At 40.9% G+C, this 19,570-nt stretch carries 11 protein-coding genes; 9 read left to right on the top strand and 2 right to left on the bottom strand.

Translation table 11 applies throughout. The annotated features are described in order from the left end of the window. The first annotated feature begins 385 nt into the window (after positions 1–385). From HNQ41_RS07630 to HNQ41_RS07650, 5 genes are all read left to right on the top strand, one after another. Positions 386–2,311, top strand: a complete 1,926-nt coding sequence (locus HNQ41_RS07630) for a hypothetical protein (protein WP_184663824.1) — start codon at positions 386–388, stop codon at positions 2,309–2,311. A 50-nt stretch (positions 2,312–2,361) separates the two neighbouring features. After that, on the top strand, positions 2,362–3,039 hold the full coding sequence (locus HNQ41_RS07635) for an OmpA family protein (RefSeq protein WP_184663825.1): 678 nt from the start codon (positions 2,362–2,364) through the stop codon (positions 3,037–3,039). Beyond that, positions 3,032–4,285, top strand: coding sequence for a hypothetical protein (locus tag HNQ41_RS07640; RefSeq protein WP_184663826.1), 1,254 nt, complete (start codon positions 3,032–3,034; stop codon positions 4,283–4,285). Before HNQ41_RS07635 ends, HNQ41_RS07640 begins: the two co-directional genes overlap by 8 nt. An 18-nt stretch (positions 4,286–4,303) precedes the next feature. Continuing rightward, positions 4,304–7,045, top strand: coding sequence for a DEAD/DEAH box helicase (locus tag HNQ41_RS07645; RefSeq protein ID WP_184663827.1), 2,742 nt, complete (start codon positions 4,304–4,306; stop codon positions 7,043–7,045). A 614-nt stretch (positions 7,046–7,659) separates the two neighbouring features. Continuing rightward, complete coding sequence (locus HNQ41_RS07650) at positions 7,660–11,262, top strand: dynamin family protein (protein ID WP_184663828.1); 3,603 nt, start codon at positions 7,660–7,662, stop codon at positions 11,260–11,262. Between the two features lie 448 nt (positions 11,263–11,710). On the opposite strand, the gene HNQ41_RS07655 is transcribed toward HNQ41_RS07650, so the two are convergent. Together HNQ41_RS07655 and HNQ41_RS07660 are read right to left on the bottom strand one after the other, a co-directional pair. Then, entirely contained in the window at positions 11,711–12,253 is a 543-nt protein-coding gene (locus tag HNQ41_RS07655; protein WP_425506975.1) for a CueP family metal-binding protein, read from the bottom strand. 162 nt (positions 12,254–12,415) lie between these two features. After that, a complete protein-coding gene (locus HNQ41_RS07660; RefSeq protein ID WP_184663830.1) occupies positions 12,416–13,711 on the bottom strand; it encodes an MFS transporter in 1,296 nt (431 codons plus the stop codon). Between the two features lie 194 nt (positions 13,712–13,905). On the opposite strand from HNQ41_RS07660, the gene HNQ41_RS07665 reads away from it, so the two are divergent. The 4 genes from HNQ41_RS07665 to HNQ41_RS07675 all read left to right on the top strand — a co-directional run bounded on the left by HNQ41_RS07665 (position 13,906) and on the right by HNQ41_RS07675 (position 19,533). Beyond that, on the top strand, positions 13,906–15,798 hold the full coding sequence (locus HNQ41_RS07665; protein ID WP_246421539.1) for a Z1 domain-containing protein: 1,893 nt from the start codon (positions 13,906–13,908) through the stop codon (positions 15,796–15,798). Continuing rightward, positions 15,774–16,088, top strand: a complete 315-nt coding sequence (locus tag HNQ41_RS16650; RefSeq protein ID WP_246421540.1) for a hypothetical protein — start codon at positions 15,774–15,776, stop codon at positions 16,086–16,088. Before HNQ41_RS07665 ends, HNQ41_RS16650 begins: the two co-directional genes overlap by 25 nt. A 937-nt stretch (positions 16,089–17,025) precedes the next feature. Beyond that, on the top strand, positions 17,026–19,209 hold the full coding sequence (locus tag HNQ41_RS07670; RefSeq protein WP_184663831.1) for a malate synthase G: 2,184 nt from the start codon (positions 17,026–17,028) through the stop codon (positions 19,207–19,209). Positions 19,210–19,245: 36 nt separating this feature from the next. Further along, positions 19,246–19,533, top strand: a complete 288-nt coding sequence (locus tag HNQ41_RS07675) for a hypothetical protein (RefSeq protein WP_184663832.1) — start codon at positions 19,246–19,248, stop codon at positions 19,531–19,533. Positions 19,534–19,570 lie beyond the last annotated feature (37 nt).

Consider the following 19,570-nt stretch of genomic DNA (forward strand, 5'->3'; position numbering starts at 1 on the left):
CTCCTCTAAAAAGACTGCCCATACATTTATAGTGTATGGGCAGTCTTTTTAGAGGAAGATTGTATTTCTTTTGCTCATTTAGTTGGATGTTTTGTCAAGTTTTGGTCGTTATTCTTAGGTTTTTTTGAGGTGAAGAGTTAATGTAAATTTTCGGTATAAGTGATATATCCTATTGTTGGCAAAATTTTATTAGACGAGACGAGGGAAATTTTTAATAACAATACAATATTCTGTGTGCTTAAATAAGTCTAAGGAAGTAGAATGTGTTACATTTTGTCAAATAAATGATCGGAAAGTGTAGGAAAAATGACATGTGTTAGGTAAAATGGGGTGGAACTTTGTTTTTTGAATTATAATAATTGATTGATTGAAAGTAGGGAATGTAATGAATAATAATATATCCATGACGTTGATGGAGCAAGTGTCTAGGATTGATCCAGATATTTTTATAACAAATTACATGCAAATTATGACTGGTATTTTCATTTTATTATTTATACTAGTTTTATTATGGTATGGGAATTCATTTGTTAGGAATAGGGCAATAAAGAATAAGTTAGCTAATTTAAAGAACCAAGATATAAAAAAAATTGATGAGTTTAATAATTGGATAAATAGTCAAAGTAAAGTCGTTAAGAAACTTAATTCAGAATGGTTGAAAGCTTGGAATAGCTACTATGGTAGATATCGACAATTCCTGGAGGAAGGAAACATATATTATCCTGATGTATATGACTATATATTGGAAGAGAATTTAGTACATAAAAATGGATGTAGAAAATTGTTAGAAGCAATTCCTGGTATTTTCGTTTCAATTGGTATTTTAGGAACATTTATTGGATTAGTAGCAGGTATTGAAGGGTTAACAATGGATGCCGATTCTTCAACAATTCAATCTGGAATTCAAGACTTAATAAGTGGAATGGAAATGGCATTTTACTCCTCCATTTTAGGCATTAGCTTTTCATTAATTTGGCAACTATTAGATAAAATTGTCTTATATCCCATGTTATTAGAGACTTTTGTGAATAACCGAGATGAGATGGATAAGGCTTTTCCTACGCAAGATCAAGGAAATACATTGTTATCCTTGATTGAAACTCAAAAGGAACAAATGGAAAATTTTCAAGACGTAATGTCAAATACATTAATTCCTCAAATGGTGTCTGGAATACAAGAGGGCATCTCCAATGTAATGGAACCGCATTTTGAACGAACCAATAATATTGTTGAACAAGCACTCGAAAAATCATCCGAAAAACAGGCAGAAGGTTTACAGGAAATGGTCGATGAATTTGTTTCTTCTTTAAATAATGAGACATCCGACTATTTTAACCAATTATCTGAAACACTTGAGAAAATGGCATCATGGCAAGAGAATGTTTTTCAGGAAATGGATCACTTTCTTCATTCAATGAATGAATCTGCCAAAAAACAATCAGAAATGGTCGAGTCTACAACGAAATTAACGAGCGACATTCATGCATACACTGAGCAGGTTACTTCTTATCATACTTTTCTTCAAGAAACAGTGGATAAACTTGATTCAACAACAAGTACTCAAAGTGAGCTACAAAGTTCAATGTCTAACACATTAGAATCAGTAAGAGAAGAACAAACGATCATTGATAATTCTATGAAATTGTTACATGAAAATTTAGAGAAAGCACAATCTTATTCAAGTGGTCAACTAGCTTTTCAAGATAGGTTTCAACATTTGTTAGATTCGATGGATACACATCTAAGTGCTGTGTCTGAGACAGCTTCAACTAATCAAGTTCTCTCAGAAACATTAAGTGAACACGTTAACTTAGTCCAGAACAATAATGAGAGTTTGAATAATATATTGGATAAATTCCATCAGCAAGCAGAGGTTTACCACTTAGTTCAAGAAAGTATAGAGAATACATTAAGAAACGTAATGGATGAAAGAGAACGTTTAGATAACGTTTCATCATTTATCCAAGAGTCAAAGGATACACAGATAGAAGCGATGGATGAGCGTAATCAAAAGATCAATGAGTTTTGGAAGGAAACGGTTCAACAATTAGACGATATGAATCGACAACTTTCTCAATCAATGAATCAGTTCTCAGAGCAGATGCATCAAGGACTCGCACGTACATTTGATCAATTTGATGAAGAGTTAGGCAAGGCGATTCAAAATTTATCAAAAGGTGTTGACTCTATTCGTACGGGAACAGAAGAAATATATGAAAGTGTGGAAGGTTTACCAACTGAGGTTGAGAGGTTTAATCAACTAATGAAAACCTTAAATACTTATATGAAAGAAGAGTCAGGTCAAAAATAAGGTTGTGATGTATTTTGTCAAGAGGATACCGAAATTACCGAAGATATAATATGCAACAGAAGGAAGAAGATAAAAGTTATTTTTGGATATCATATTCAGATTTAATGTCTGCCCTATTACTATTTTTCGCTCTCTTTCTAATGGTTAGCTTATTAGAAAATCAATCATCCATTGAAGCGAAAGATGAAATGATCGAAGATTTGATTGGTATAAGAGCAGAAATTATTGAGCAGCTTATTCAAGAATTTGAAGATTCGGATTTAGAGATGAATGTTGACTCGGAGACAGGAGCTATTCGGTTTTCAGGGGGCCTTTTCTTCGACCTTGATGAAAGTGAACTTTCGAATCAAGGGGAGAGTTATTTACAAGAGTTTATTCCTCAATATATAGGGATACTTATGTCACCAGCCTTTCGAGATCAAATTGCTGAAGTAATTGTAGAAGGTCATACAGATACACAAGGGAATTATCTCTATAATCTCAATCTTTCTCAAGACCGTGCACTATCAGTTGTAGAAAAGATACTAGATGACGATTTTCCAGAGTTTGAATACCGTGAAGAGTTGAGGCCACTGATTACAGCTAACGGACGTTCATTTAGTAATCCTATTGCGGATGAAAAAGGTGAAATTGCAGCAGATGAATCGAGAAGAGTAGAGTTTAAATTTAGATTAAAGGAAGAAGAGTTGATAGAAGAGATTCAAATGATGGTGACCGACGATGAATGAGCCAAATCCATTCAGAAAGTTTTCATTTTCTCCACGCTTGCTAGTAGGAGAACGAAAAAAAGTAGAAGAAAAATATGAAAACATCGATCGAGAACTCCTTGTTAAGTTAGGCAGAAAAAAACTCCCAGATTTATTAGCGCAGATTCGAAAGCTTCCTTTGGATGAGGCTGAGTTGACAAACTTTGCAGCAATGTTAAAGAAACGAGAGGTTAGGTTACTTGTTTATGATTATCCTTATAAGAATGAAACGACAGACACCATCAAGAAAATAACGACTATTTTGATTAAAGGGTATCAAAGAGATATTGGGAAACAGATGTGGTATATCTTTCAATATTATTTTGAAGATCACCATATTCATCGTGTGTTGTCTCATGCTTTGCAATTGGAAGAAGAACCTTCATTTTTAAAGCTTGATAACACCATTAGAAAACAATTGAGGGAGGTGTTTAAAGATACAGATTCAATCCTTATGAAAATGACTGAAAAAATAAACCAAAGTGATTATCCTATTGAACATACACTGCGAAGTTGGTGTATTAAGGAAAAATCAGATCTTTATTACTATCTTTTAAAAAATAAGTTGGTGTCAGGTTTAGCGGATCCTGTTTTCATTTCATTAGAAGGTGTCGATGTAATTACTAATTATTTGGACATCTGGACCACGAAGAATTATAAATCACTTCTTTCCATATATATTTCTCACCGTAGATATGATGAAATGGACGATGAAATTATGCTACAGGCACTTCGTAAAATTAGTAACCCAAATGAAGATGAACGTCCTTGGGGTTTTTTTGACCAATCAGACATAGATAAAGTAAAAAAATGGTTAATGTTAAATGAATTAAAAGATTTTTTTGATGAAGATATGAAATATATGCGTTTTGAATATTGGAAGAAGTATATGAGCTCTGTGAAAAATGTATATGTCATACACAAACCTACTGTTATCGCATTAGATTTTGGCAATTTTGTTGTTGTAGAATTCGGAAAAGGAGGGGCAGCTTATTTTTATTATCGTGATGGCTTTTTGGATATACTGCTGCCTCGACGTAATAATAAACAGTTTCAGCGAACAAGAAATAGAGATAGGAAAGAATCGTTTTTTAAAGAAAAAGATCATTATGAATATCAAGGTGTACCCTTATATATCAATCGATTAATACATCGAGGGAATTGGGAGTTTAAGTTTGATAGGTATATGAGAGAATTTTTATCTGGAAACATTAGTTACCAAGAGTAATGGTTGGGAGGGGATACCTTGGGGATTCTAACTAATTTTAAGAAGAATCGAAAGTCTATTCAACTTTCAGTTGAACGACGAACGGATTACCTTGCGTTTCGTATGATTCAAGAAGGCACACAAGAATCAGTAACATTACCACTTCAATTGACAATTCGAGAAATTAGGGCACAAGAACATTTGGCGCAATTAGAAATGCTTGAAGAGTTGTGGTATGACAACTTTCTAGAAGAGGCAAATGGCGAGTATCGATTGGAATATCGATATTTATACGAGATGACAGAAGAAATGAGAGCAATTTTAGGACTACCTAAGCATGTAACACACGTTGATGCGATGTTATCACACGATTATTTTGTTGGTTCTACTAAGTTCAAAATCTTATTGGAAAAGGGGGTTAATAACTGGAAGCATGTAGAACGTACAGCTGATTGTGTAGGTCCTCTTATCATTCTTCCAAATGGTGAAGAATTTTTAATGAGTTCAGAGCTTTATGAATTTGAACAACAGATTCAAAATGCTCCTTCTCCAATGGATGAAACAAAGATTTTTGAATACATTGCTAAAGTTCGAAATCAAGCACGAAAATTAAATATACCAATGGATAAATACCTTGAGAAACAAGAGTACTTGTTGATTGATGGTTTGGATGTGGATGTAACGTATCAAAATGACCAAATTGAACTAATACCTCGATACTCATCTACGGATGATATAGACCCCCAGGTTATTGATGAAATGTCATCAAGACAATTAATGTATTATCAAGGCCAAGGTGATGAGAAAATTTTCCTTGACCAGAAAGTACAAGATAACGCAAAATCATTGCAAGAGGTTGAGCCAATAAAGGGATCAGATATTCCAAAATGTATTAATAACCCTGAAGCATTTATTCCAAACATCGCAGATTTGAATTTAGACAACTTTGGTGAGCGGGTGAAAGAGCTAGGAATTAAAGTATATCGAGCGCAACCTTATGTTCATGCTAATGAGAATGAACGAGGTTGGTTTGATATTGATGTTGGTGTACAAAGTACCGATGATGAAGGTGAAGTTATCGATCGCCTAGACTTGGATATCATAGATGACATGGTGCATGCATCGAATGAAGGAGAAGAATTTATTCAAAAGGAAGGACAATGGATACAGGTTCCAGATGATATAAGTCAGTTTCAGCAAGCTGTTGAAGATTTAAATGAAGACAAACTGAATCATCATGAAGTCTCTCACCATAACCTTCCTTATGTCTTAGAGATCTTTGAAAATATCGATCGTTTAGAGTATAACCAACCAATTCTTCAGGTGAAGCAAGATATGAAGGATAAAGGGGTTTTGGATACTCATCCCCCGGATGGGTTTAAAGCATCTTTAAAACCCTTTCAAATTGAAGGATTTGTGTGGATGAAGTCTTTAAATTATAAAAAATTAGGAGGATTACTTGCTGATGATATGGGCCTTGGAAAGACGGTTCAAGTGATTGCTTTTTTAACTTACTTACGTCAAATGAACAAACTAACTCCAACATTAATAATTGTTCCCAAGACTTTGGTGCAAAATTGGAAAAATGAAATTTCAACATTTGCTCCTGAGTTGGGTAATTCAATTTATATTCATCAAGGATCGTCTCGTCATACAGCACCTCAATCAATCAAGAATTATGATATTGTTATCACAACATATCAAACATTAGTAAGAGATCAATTAGTTTTAGGACAAATCAATTGGATGGCAACAATATGTGATGAAGCACAGGCTATAAAGAACCCTACAACATCCTCATCAAAAGTAATTAAAGCATTAAAGACACATTTTCGTTTAGCCTTAACGGGAACTCCTGTTGAAAATAGTCTGAGTGAGTTATGGTCAATAATGGATTATGTTCAGCCAGGTTTACTTGGTAGCTTAAAAGAATTCAAAGATCAATTTATCACTCCTTATGAGAGCGGGCGCCAAGATGTAAGTGGATTTGAAAATCATCTTACGCAAAGAATTGCATCGGTATACAAACGAAGAACTAAGGATGATGAATTAGGGGACCAAATCCCACAAAAGACGAATCAAATACATGAAGTTTTATTCGGACCAGAACAAAAAAAGTTGTATGAAGATGTTGTGATAAAAGCTCAAAACAAGGATATTAATGGTTTAGAAGCAATTGGAGAACTAAAAAAAATTTCCTCGCATCCAGCTTTGACTAAGAGCCAACTACAATCCTTACCTCCGAAAAAAGTGCCGAAATTGGCGGAAACTTTAAATATTTTAAAAGGGGTAAAAAAGATAGGAGAAAAAGCACTCATTTTTACAGAGTATCGTCAAATGCAGGTAATCTTGAAAGAGCATATCGCTAAAGAACTTAATGTTAATCCAATGATTATTAATGGAGGGACTAATAAAAGACAGGAGCATATTAATGATTTTAATCATAAATGTGGCTTTGATGTAATGATTCTATCACCTAAAGCAGCAGGTACTGGATTAACAATAACTTCAGCAAATCACGTTATTCATTACACGCGTTGGTGGAATCCAGCGGTAGAAAACCAAGCAACTGACCGTGTGCATCGAATTGGACAAGGAAAAGGAGTAACTGTATATTATCCTATTGTTAAAGGGTCGCAACAGTTCAATGGTAGTTTAACCGTGGAAGAAATTGTCAATAAAGTTATAGAAGATAAGAAAGAATTAGCAGGAAGCGTTATTGTTCCAGATTCGAAATTAGATATTGAAGATGAAGTATTGAAAGAGGTAAAGATTCATTAATAAGATTTTGAGTGTTTCTCTGAAAGAGTTTGGTGAGGTCATGAGGTGTTGCCAGTTCGCGACCTCTATCATGAAGTTTAACTGAAATAGCGCGTCACTTGTCCGATAGGAGTACTGTCTTTATAACAGTAGCGTTAAGAGTTCTAATCAATGTACTCGCATTTGTTGTCGTAATCGTCAATGAAACCAGAAAAAAGTAACCGCCCCTCCCACGATCATGGAGTAAGGTGGTTACTTTTTTGACCAAGTGTTAGGAGCACTTGATCTTTTTAGTTTACGAAGTTTCTAATAACATTATAAATGATAACTGAAGATAGTTGTAATGCGGCAAAATGGTAATATGATGACGAGCGAACCTGTCGGGGGGCTATAGACCTAACTCACTCATAAATGCACCGATTCGACTCATAAACCGTCCATTTTCACTCATAAAACATGAAATGGTCCCCCGAACCACCTCGCCGCCACCACCCCCCTCGCACATTTTTACTATAAAAATTGTGCAAATGGTTTGAGTGTTTCACAAAAAAAGATATAATCATATTATATGAAATCGTTTCATTTCCATAGTGTATATAAACAAAACTCGAATCTATAAGAAGGGGTTTTCATACATGAATACCGTCACGAAGGAGAGAACGAATACAGATTTACAACAGCCATTAACATCGATCATCCAACAACTAGCACAAGCAGGTGACGATGACACGGCGCAAAAAATCGCCGAAGTCGCCCGAAAATCACAAGAGCAAACGCTACATATTGGGTTTTGCGGCTTGTTCTCGGCAGGGAAATCGACGCTCATTAACGCGATCATGGAGGAGCCATTGCTGCCATCAAGCCCGATTCCGACGAGTGCCAATGTCGTTCAAGTCCAACACGGCGAACCAGAAGCGCGCGTGCACTTTGCCAACGACCCGACAAAAACACTATCCATCGACGAGATCGAGAACTTGCAACAATACTGCCGCGACGGCGATGAAGTGCGCCAAGTTGATATCGACCATCAGCACGCACTCTTAGAAGACGGCGTGCAACTATTGGATACACCAGGTATTGACTCGACCGACCCGCGCCACCAAGCATCAACGCAAGCCGCTTTGCACTTAGCCGATGTCGTCCTATTCGTCGCTGACTATCACCACGTTCAGTCTGAACACAACTTTGCGTTTATGAAAGAATTGAAAGAAGACGGCAAAGTCGTTTTTCTCGTCATCAATCAAATGGATAAACATAACCCAAACGAACTGTCGCTGCAAGCATTCCTCGACCGCGTCCAAGAAGGCTTACAAGAGTGGGGAATCGCCATTGACGGCATCTTCTGTACAGCACTGAAAGGCGCATCAGAACGCGTGAACCAATTGGCCGAACTCAGAAACACACTCAAAGAAGTAAAAGCCAACAAACAAACACTCATCCAGCAGCACCTTTCGCACGCGGTCCAAAGCGTCCTCCAAGAACACGCAGAATTCTTGCGCGGCCAAGAACAACAAAAACGCGAACAACAACAAACGTTAATTGACGCGATCAAAACAGAAGTCGAATACGACGAAGACCCAGAGTTTTTGCAAAAGTACAAAAACTCAAAACGAGCACCCGAACGGTTCCAAGACGAAGTCGTCCAACAATCACGAAAAACGATGCGCAAAGCCCACATCATGCCCTATACAACAACTGAACTCGCACGCTCACTCATCGAAAGCTACCAAGAAGACTTCAAAGTCGGCTTCCTATTTAGCAAAAAGAAAACAAACGAAGAACGCGCCAAACGCCAACAAGCCTTCTACGAAGAACTCGTCAAAAACGTACAAGCAAATATCGATTGGAAAATCAAAGACATTTTGCAGAAACAAGCGGAATCCTTTCATTTGGAAGATCAATTGGTTAAGCAAGCATTAATGGATTGGTCACTTGATGTTCCTGAGGCTTGGCTGACAGATACGATTAAACAACAGGTCGACCCGCGTAACTATATTCACGCATATAAGGACGAATTGCGCGAACGGATCGAAAAACTTTACATCGATAAAATCAAAGAACTATCCGCGCAAGTGAAAGCGCAGCTTGAAAAACAGCATACAGAAACTTACGAGCCACTCAAAGCGCGCGTGGAATCCTATGAGAAGATTGAAAACTTACAAGACGAGCTAACGATGTGGGATCAACAAATCGATGCGCAGATCGAGCAACTTTATGAATCGTTTACGAAAAATGCGTTTCAAGAAGAAGTGCCGAAGAAGTCACTCAGCTTCAAGTGGTACCTTCCAGAAGAGGCACCAGAGTCAAAACAACAAGAAACGACATCCGCATCTGCACCTTCTGCGCCAAGTGGAGATTCAGACTCGGCAAGCCCTGTTTCCTTTGATACGCAAGTGCTAGAGCGTGCAGCGAACCGTTATAAACGTGCCGCTGAGCAGCTAAGGAAAGTTCCATCGCTTGCGACAGTGGCTGATGAATTTGAACAAAAAGCAGCCCGCTTTGAAAATCAGCGTTTTCGTATCAGTTTGTTTGGTGCATTTAGTGCAGGGAAATCGTCGTTTGCCAATGCGCTCTTAGGTGAAAAATTATTGCCGGTGTCACCGAACCCGACGACGGCGGCGATCAATTATATTTTGCCGGCAACGGAAGACCATCCTACGCGTACGGCGCAAATTCAATTTAAAACGCGCGAACGAATTGAAGAGGAAATCGGTATTTCCGCAGAACGCTTGCACCTTGATGATCACGGAGATGTAAGCAAAACTTTACGTCAAATTAAAAAGCTCAACCCGCAGCACATCCAAAGTTCTCTGAAGCCGTATTTTTCGTTTTTGCAGGCGTGTGAGAAGGGGTGGAAGGATATTCAGGAGCAGCTTGGTGAGACGCTGTCGGTTGGTCAGGAAGATTACGAGGCGTATGTGGCCGAGGAGCAGAAGGCTTGTTTTGTGCAGGAGGTGGCGTTTTATCATGATTCGCCGCAGACGCGTCAAGGTTTGGAGTTTATCGATACGCCTGGGGCGGATTCGATTTATGCGCGCCACACAGATGTGACGTTTGATTTTATTAAAAATTCTGATGTGATCGTGTATTTGACGTATTACAATCATGCGTTCAGTCGGGCGGACAGTCAGTTTCTCGATCAGCTTGGGCGTGTGAAGGATCAGTTTGCGATGGATAAGATGTTTTTCTTGATTAATGCCAGTGACTTGGCGTCGGATGCGAATGAGCTTGAGCAAGTGGAGCGTCATGTCGGGGATAGTTTACGGAAGTCGGGGATTCAAGATCCGCGCATGTTCTCGGTGTCGAGTTTGAAGGCGCTTCGTGGTGAAGCGGATGCTGGGTTTGCCCAGTTCCAGGAGGCGTTTGCCGGGTTTATAGGTGAGGAATTGGTGCAGCTGCTGCTTGAATCGGCGGATAGTGATTTAGAGCGTGGCTATCAGTTGCTTGCTGATATGAAAGCGGAGTTGAGCGAGTCGACGGAAGCTCGTGAGCGGAAAAAAGAGGAGCTGTTAGCGAAACAGAAGGAGTGGGAGGCTGAGATCAACGAGACGTCGTACCCGGCTTATGTGAGCGAGGTGGAAAAAGAGGTTCATTCGCTCTTCCACTACGTGAAGCAGCGTTGGGACTTCTCCTATCGCGAACATGTAAGCGACGTTTTCCACCCGTCTGTGTTTACGAAGGGGCAGGACCATAAGGAACAATTGTCATTTTGCCTTGATGAACTGCTTTACCGTTTGGGGGCGCAGTTGAAAGACGAAGCGAAAGCGACCGCCTTACGTTTAGAAAATGTGCTACGCGGACTGCAGGCGCGCGCCGTCGATAGCTGGCACCACGAAACCAAACGCGCCGCGATTCACTTGAGCGGTGACTACATTGCCGAGCTTGACGTGGAGATGCCTGATTTGCCAGCGTTAGAAGTAGGCACCGACGAGCGTGCTGCATTGGAAAAAACGTTCCGCCACTTCAAAAACGCGAAGCAATTTTTTGAGCAAGACGGCCGTAAAGCACTGACCGAAGAGCTTGAGGGAGACATTGAAGTTTTGGCACAACGCTACGTGTCTTCGTTAATTGAGGCATTCGTATCCGTGTATCGTCGAGCTTGGAATCAAGCGGAAGAGGATTTGAAAGAAGGACTCCTTCAGGAACTCGAATTGGCGGTGCGCTCAAGGTTGTCCGTCTTGGATGGAGAAGTGTCTGTTGACGCGTTGGATGAGATGATGGAACAGTTTGAGTCGTGAGTTTAAGGGTGGGGCGGTTTTGGTTTTGGTTTTGGTTTTGGTTGTGGTGCTGTCGTTTGCGTAAAATTCGGGGCGCTTTGCGTAAATTTTGCTGTTGTATGCGTAAAATTTTGGGTGCTTTGCGTAAAAATCGCCCCTCTTTGCGTAAAACGGAATAATTTACCATCTCCATCAAACAGCACACGGACATGAGATCCGTTATTTGTGACAAAAAGTGGATTTTTCGGGGTGGTGCGGACATACATTCCGTTATTAGGCGTTGAAGTGGTGAAAATCGGGGGTTTTTCAGCGAATAACGGAACAGATGTCCGTGAGCCCCTCTAAAATCCCTCAATTTATGAAAATAACGGAACACATGTCCGAAGCACTAAACTCTTTAACAACGCATAAGCAATCATTTCCAAATAAAAACAGGCTGTCGAGAAAGTCATCTCAACAGCCTGTTTTTTTACGTCAACTGCATTGTCGTAATGCAAGTGTCGTCTCCTTCGAACGTAGAAATCTCTTTTTCTACGGTTTTGCCGTCATAGGAAAACGTTGTAAGGAATGTTTCATCTCGTGGTAACCAAAGGTCAATAAAACCATTGGCTTCAGAATTGATCGTTTCGTCGACGATCACGTTTCCTTCCATGTCTTCAACGAGCACGTCAAAATCTTCGTTTGCCAACTCTCCCTGACAACCTGTCAGGTTATGAATGCTTCAAGGGTGGGTTTGGTCGACATATGGCGCGATAGAAACGAAAAATTCGTCCTCTGGTAACTCATAAATCGTTTCATTATCATCACTGTCCGTTGCGATCAGCTCATGGGAGGTGATCGAGGCGACTTCATCAGGAATATTTCCTTCAGTGTAGTCATCGACAAGCTGCTTAATATCTTCCGTTCCCACGTCTTCAGACGTAGTGTTCGTGTCGTTCAAAACGGATAAAGAGATAAGGATACCAGCCAAAAACACACCGGCAACGACAACATACTTTAGTTTCATTTTCATCTCACCACCTTAAATCTTCAAGCTCGACTATTCACAATGTCTAAATATAAAATAGTCGAATTTAATAGAAAAATCAATAGGAAAATTATCAGTTTAATAAGTTTTATAAGCATCGATCGCATACGGATGACCAATGCGTTAAAAAAAGGCCTAAGCCCTTTTTTAACAGTCAAAACCTGAATTTTTTCGAGAATACCAGAACCAACATACAAATAAACTAACTAAATAATATACGACAAAAATATAAAGAGCGATATTCGCACTTCCTGTTGCATCAATCGAAGTACCAAAAATTTCAGGGATGAAATAAGCACCATAGGCTGCAAATGCGGCGATTAATCCCATAACAGGTGCTGATTGTTTTTCTTCAAAAATAAACGGAACCATTCTGAACGTTGACCCATTTGCGATCCCAGTCCCTGCAAATAGCAGAATAAACAATAGTAAGAAACCAATAAAGTTCTCAGCGTTCAAGAAATATAAAATCCCTAACGTTGATAATACCATCCCTATAATCGTCCAAAATGTAACACTCGCTCCGCTCCCTACTTTATCAGACAACCATCCACCGGCAGGTCTTAACGCAGCACCGATTAATGGTCCTAAAAATGCATATTGCACACCATCAACAGCGGAAAATTCACTATCGATAATTAGTGGAAATGCTGCACCGAAGCCGATGAATGAACCGAAACACATGATATATAACCATGCCATAATCCAAGTATGCTTAAGTTTTAGAACAGACAATTGGCTTTTGACACTCTGTTTTGTATTCGGTAATTCATCCATGAAAAATAACGTTAGAACAAAGGATAAAACGATCGGAATAACCCAAATAAACGCAGCGTTCTGGATATAGATTTCCGAACCATCAGGCAGCACTTGCCCTCCACCTGTCATGACACCGAAAAATCCGAATCCAATCACGATCGGCGTTAAAAATTGAACAACACTTACACCTAAGTTTCCAATCCCAACATTGATCCCGTTCGCTGTCCCTTTTGCTTTCTTCGGATAAAAAGGATTCAAAGCAGATGTTGAGGAAGCTAAATTACCGCCACCTAAACCACAAAAGGCGGCCAAAATGGCCATCGTCATAAAGCTCGTTTCTGGATTTTGCACCGCAAATCCGATTCCGATAGCCGGAATTAACAGGACCCCCGTCGTCAGTAACGTTGTTTTCTTACCACCCATCATCCCAGGGAGAAACGTATAAACCAAACGGAAAGTAGCCCCAGTTAAACCAGGAAGAGCCGCTAACGTGAATAGCTGTCCACTCGTAAAATCAAATCCAACATCATTTAATCTTACCGCAACAACAGACCAAAGCTGCCAAATAATAAAAGCTAATATTAATGCATAAACCGAGAGATATAGATTTTTATTCGCAATTTTTTTACCTTTGGACGCCCAAAACTGTTCATCTTCTGGGTTCCATTCTGTTATTTTCGCCATAAATTCAACCCCCATAAAGCGTGATCATGATCGTCTTCATATTCTAATAAAAGCACGATACCGATTTCCGTGCTGTGATATACATCACATAGTCATACCCTACAGATATTAACGAAATTTTCAATCAAACCACCGCAAAGGCTTTCAAATGATAAAATAGACTCACCAGAACAACGAGATTGAAGGTGTGCATCATGATTTCAACAGAAAACTCACTCTATCAATATTTGAAAACGAACAACGCCTACAGCGAGGAACTCACTCATTGTATGGAACAAACCGTAGAGAAACTCATGACCGAACAAACGTCGACGAACAAACCAGGGATGCTCCTCGGGAAAATCCAGTCCGGAAAAACACGCGCGTTTATCGGCATCATAGGCCTCGCCTTTGACAACGACTTCGATGTGACGATCGTGCTCACAAAAAACTCGAATGCGTTAGCGAAACAAACCTATGAGCGCTTGTCTTCTGAGTTTCAAGAGCCGATTGAGAACGATCAGTTACGCGTTTTCGATATTATGGCTCTTCCGGGAAACTTAAAAAAGTACGAGCTGTCGCAAAAGCTCGCCTTCGTCGTGAAAAAAGAAGCACGAAACATGGAGCGGCTACAGGAGGCCCTCAGTGAAACATACCCACAGTTGCAGGAAAGACGGGTCTTGTTTATCGACGACGAAGCTGATTTTGCTAGTGTGGCCTACGAGCATCAGCGTGAGTCGAACCTTGTTGAGATGCGCAAAATTGCCAGCCAAATCGATTGGTTGCGCAAAAGCTTGTCTTCTTCTGCCTATTTGCAAGTAACGGCGACGCCTTACTCATTATATTTGCAACCGGATGATATGGTGATTCATGAGCATAAGTGGTTTGCGCCGATTCGGCCGGCGTTTACGGTGTTGGTGCCGATTCATGATAAGTATGTTGGTGGTGAGATGTATTTTGAGGCGTCTCTGGAAGAGGGGCATATGGCGCGTTATTTGTTTCATGAGGTGAAGGAGCGTGAGTTGGAGGCGCTGAAGAAGCAGGATCGGCGGCGTGTGAAGGCGGATACTGTCCTGACGAGTGGGTCGGTTGAAGGGTTGCGAACGGCGTTTGTCAATTTTCTCGTTGGGGCTTGTTGGCGCAGGTGGCAGGCGGTGCGTCTCGGGGAGAAACGGGAGAAGTATTCGTTTATCATTCACACGGAGCGGGGGAAAGCGGCGCATGAGTGGCAAGGATATGTCGTGGAGACGATGGAAGCTGCGTTGCGTCACCTTGCGCTTGAAGATGGTGCGCGTTTTTCTGCGTTAGTGAAGGATGCGTATTGGGATATGTGGCGGTCGATGTCGACGCTTGATTTGCCGCAGCCGGGTGTGGATGAAGTCGTTTCAGATGTGCGCGAGGCTCTCTTAGAGGAGTATGTGATTACGTCGGTTGTGAATTCGGAGCGGGATGTTGATGAGATGCTTGATCAGACGGGACAGCTTCAGTTGCGTGGACCGTTGAACATTTTTATCGGTGGGCAAATTTTGGACCGGGGTGTGACGATTCGTAATTTGATTGGGTTCTATTATGGAAGGAATCCGAAGCGGTTCCAGCAAGATACGGTGCTGCAGCATTCGCGAATGTATGGGGCGCGGCCCTTGGAGGATGTGGCGGTGACGCGTTTTTACACGACGCAGAAGATTTATGAGGCGATGCGGACGATGCATGAGTTTGACCGCGAGTTGCGGCGGGCGATTGAAAAAGGCGGACAAGATCAAGGCGTCGTGTTTATTGAGCAGAGTCATGAGGAGATCGTGCCTTGTAGCCCAAATAAGCTGTTGCTCTCAGACATGGTGATGTTAAAACCAGGGAAGCGGTTGTTGCCGGTTGGTTTTCAGACGGGATACAAGACGCACATCGAGAAGACGGTGAAACAGATTGACGCGCAGGTGAAGGCGCTGGCGGGGGCTGCGGTGAAAAAGCATGACGGCGCGGGAAGTTATTTGGTGCGGGTGGAGGACGCGAAGAAGGTGCTTGCATTGATTCATTCGACGCTCGTGATGGAAGAAGGACGGCGTGGGATTTGGAAGAATATGAAGCGGTGCTTGATTACGTGTCGCAGTTAGAAGGAGCTGCGGCGCCTAGATACGTGTGGCTTGTTGTGCGTACGAAGCGGAACATTAAGCGTTTAGGCGCAGATGGTCGTTTTGAAGATGCACCGGACACGCCGCGCGGGAATAACAGTGAGCTTCGCGTTGCGCGGAAGTTGGCGAAGACAGTGCCAGCACTGATTTTGCTGCGGGAAAATGGTGAGAAGGAACAAGGCTGGATGGGCTGTCCGTTTTGGTGGCCGGTGATGGTAACACCGAGTGAAATGACGTCGACGGTATTTGCGAAGAAAACGGTGAAAGGTTGATTGAGGGTCCATGCACAAAAGTCGGGATTTATGCACAAAAACTGAGGTGCCATGCACAAAAATCAAGCTTCTATGCACAAAACGGAATAAATTTCCTCATGAAACTACCCTTTCACTCTACCTCTCATATACCTATGAAACCCCAACCCCACGGTGTCGTACCGTGGGGTTATTCATAAACGACTTTGGATCGTCTTTTTTGTAGGATCTTTTCGTATACTTTGTTGTTTCTGATGAACTTGGAGAAGCGAAAGGTGCGACGCTAGGTTAGCTAAATGCGGTCACGTTCACTGTTTCGTTTTGTTTTCAGAGGACAGTATGTCCGGAGCGATATTCACCTGAGGTCCAAAACACCAATGTCCCCCTGTGGCGTATCCGAGTGCAAACTAAATCTTTTAGAAAACAGCCTTTTTGTAACATATATCGTTCATCAGCAAATCTCTAATTTTTGACTGACATTATCTAACTTTTCGGAAGTGAAATTGGCTGGGGACATGTCACTGACTCCTTTGTTCATAAACAGCTCAATTCCTTTTTTACAATCTTTCAATATACCTACAGGTAGTGATAGGAAAAACTTGTCATTTTTATAATGGTTGTTTATACTGTTATAAACAGAATGTAAACGCTGTTATGTTAATGTTAAATTTCTGTTCATACAAACAGGAGTAACAGCGTATGTTGGACTGGGTAGCTTCTGTATAACAACACCTGTTTTACAACAAAAAATATCCGAAACAAAAATCACAAAAGTTTTTTACCAATCCCATGCCCGTCACATCAATCTATATCATAACAGAGGAATTTTTTAATGATAAAATATTCGAAAAATTCCAAAATGAGGGTTGCATTATTTAACATTTGTATTATAATAAGTATTAAATCAAATCACTGTTATAACACAATGAAACATTGAAAACGGCGAAGGAGGAGAGAGATGAGCCAGTATATCAAAATTGGAAAGTTGCAGGTAGCGGAAGGTTTACACAGATTAATAGAACAAGAAGTGTTACCAGGTACTGATGTCGATAAGCAACAATATTGGGATGGATTTGAGAGAATATTAACTGAATTAACCCCAGAAAACCGTTCGCTGTTGAAACAGCGTGAAGAAATACAGCAGAAAATGGATGAATGGCATCAACAGAACGAAGGAATTGGGGAACGAGAGGCTTATCGTTCGTTTTTAAAAGAGATCGGCTATCTCGAGCCGGAGCAGTCCGATTTCCATGTAGAGACGACGCGACTAGATGATGAAATTGCTGTTCAAGCGGGTCCTCAACTCGTCGTTCCAGCAAACAATGCTCGCTATGCGCTTAATGCCGCAAATGCGCGGTGGGGAAGTTTATACGATGCTTTGTATGGAACGGATGTTATTGATGAAACAGATGGAGCAACAAAAGGAACATCGTATAACCCAGTGCGAGGAGAGAAAGTCATTGCGCGCTCAAAACAATTCGTAGATTCTATTGCACCACTTGAACGTGCAAGTCACGAACAAGTGACGAGCTACCGCATTGACGAGGAAGGGCAATTAATCGCAACGACTTCAGATGGCACAGAAACACCTCTTCGTCACCCAGGATCATTTGCTGGGTATCAAGGAAAACCTAGTGAGCCTACATCGATCTTATTAAAGCATCAAAACTTACACGTCGATATTCAAATTGATCGTGACCATCCGATCGGGAAAAGTGATAAAGCGGGTGTCAAAGACATTGAAGTCGAAGCTGCAGTGTCAACGATCATTGATTTTGAAGACTCAGTAACAGCTGTTGATGCAGAAGATAAAGTAGACGTTTATCGCCACTGGATCGGATTGATGAAAGGAACGTTATCAACAAAGGTTTCAAAAGGTGATAAAACAATCGAAAGAACGCTAAATCCGGATCGCCAGTATGTGAGTCCGAAAGGTGAGTCGTTTGAGCTACAAGGTCGCTCGTTAATGCTCGTTCGAAATGTTGGTCACCTCATGACAACTGACCTTGTCCTAGATGAGTCCGGTCAGGAAATGCCTGAAGGAATCGTAGATACACTCGTTTCAAGTTTGATTGCGAAACACGACCTATTAGGTAACGGCAAGTACCGCAATTCTCGAAAAGGGTCCATCTATATCGTTAAACCGAAAATGCATGGATCAAAAGAAGTTGCATTTGCTAACCGTCTCTTTGCAGAGGTTGAGAAAATGCTCGGCATGTCGCCTAACACATTAAAAATGGGTGTCATGGATGAGGAGCGACGCACATCACTTAACTTGAAAAATGCCATCCGAGCGGTGAAAGAACGTATTTTCTTCATTAATACAGGATTCTTAGACCGCACAGGTGATGAGATTCATACATCCTTTTACGCTGGTCCAATGATTCGCAAAGGGGAAATGAAGACGTCAGCTTGGCTTAATGCATATGAAGATTCCAATGTTACGTACGGTTTAGCGACGCGCTTAGGTGATGTTGGTCAAATTGGTAAGGGAATGTGGCCGATGCCTGATGAAATGAAGGCGATGATCGATAACAAAGAATCGCAATTAACAGCAGGCGGAAATACTGCTTGGGTTCCATCACCAACAGCGGCAACATTACATGCGCTTCATTACCACAATATCAATGTAGATAGTGTGCAACATCATTTAAGAAATGAGCTAGAGAGCCGCTTTGACGAACTTCTTGACATCCCTGTGGAAGCAAATCCAAGCTGGTCGCAAAAGGAGATTCAAGAAGAGTTAGAGACGAATGCACAAAGTATTCTCGGTTATGTGGTCCGTTGGGTTGAACACGGTGTTGGTTGTTCAAAAGTACCTAACTTACAAGATATCGGGTTAATGGAAGACCGTGCAACGCTTAGAATATCAAGTCAACATATGGCCAACTGGTTGTATCACGGCATTTGCACAGAAGACGAAGTGATCACGACGATGAAGAAAATGGCGCGAGTCGTCGATAAACAAAATGCAGATGACCCGAACTACACATCTATGTCTGATGATTTTGAAAACTCAACAGGTTTCCAAGCTGCATTGGATCTCGTATTGAAAGGTAAAGAGCAACCAAATGGATATACAGAACCAGTGTTGCATGAAAAACGCCAAGAGCATAAATCGAAAGCGAAGGCGAATATTTAATACTCATAAAATATAAAAAAAAGGGGTGTCTCATAAATGAATGTCAGAGCTGAAGAGTTAGCAGAGCAATGGGTGCAGGAGCAGCTTCATCAAGGGAAAGGTAAGGATGAGTTGGACGCGACGATGTTCATCTATGATGATACTGTACTCGAGGTAACTTGTGATAGAGGGGACCAATTGAATGTAAGCGCAAAAGAGGCGAACAATGTTATCGTGCTACGTACACCAGCTGAAGAAAAAGAGCTAGGCCCAATTTGTCGCGCATGTGGAATGACTTATGAAGATGAAAAGTCGGCAATACAATGCTGTGCTGATATTGATTAATCTCTACGGCATTATTGTTATATAACAAAACTATTGT

It is taken from the genome of Texcoconibacillus texcoconensis (genome assembly GCF_014202575.1).
GTDB lineage: Bacteria > Bacillota > Bacilli > Bacillales > Salisediminibacteriaceae > Texcoconibacillus > Texcoconibacillus texcoconensis.

Bases quoted from the DNA above. Each gene is read 5' to 3' on its own strand.
- HNQ41_RS07660 (WP_184663830.1), bottom strand. From the start codon at position 13,711: ATGGCGAAAATAACAGAATGGAACCCAGAAGATGAACAGTTTTGGGCG.
- HNQ41_RS07640 (WP_184663826.1), top strand. From the start codon at position 3,032: ATGAATGAGCCAAATCCATTCAGAAAGTTTTCATTTTCTCCACGCTTG.
- HNQ41_RS07630 (WP_184663824.1), top strand. From the start codon at position 386: ATGAATAATAATATATCCATGACGTTGATGGAGCAAGTGTCTAGGATT.
- HNQ41_RS07665 (WP_246421539.1), top strand. From the start codon at position 13,906: ATGATTTCAACAGAAAACTCACTCTATCAATATTTGAAAACGAACAAC.
- HNQ41_RS07675 (WP_184663832.1), top strand. From the start codon at position 19,246: ATGAATGTCAGAGCTGAAGAGTTAGCAGAGCAATGGGTGCAGGAGCAG.
- HNQ41_RS07635 (WP_184663825.1), top strand. From the start codon at position 2,362: ATGCAACAGAAGGAAGAAGATAAAAGTTATTTTTGGATATCATATTCA.
- HNQ41_RS07650 (WP_184663828.1), top strand. From the start codon at position 7,660: ATGAATACCGTCACGAAGGAGAGAACGAATACAGATTTACAACAGCCA.
- HNQ41_RS07670 (WP_184663831.1), top strand. From the start codon at position 17,026: ATGAGCCAGTATATCAAAATTGGAAAGTTGCAGGTAGCGGAAGGTTTA.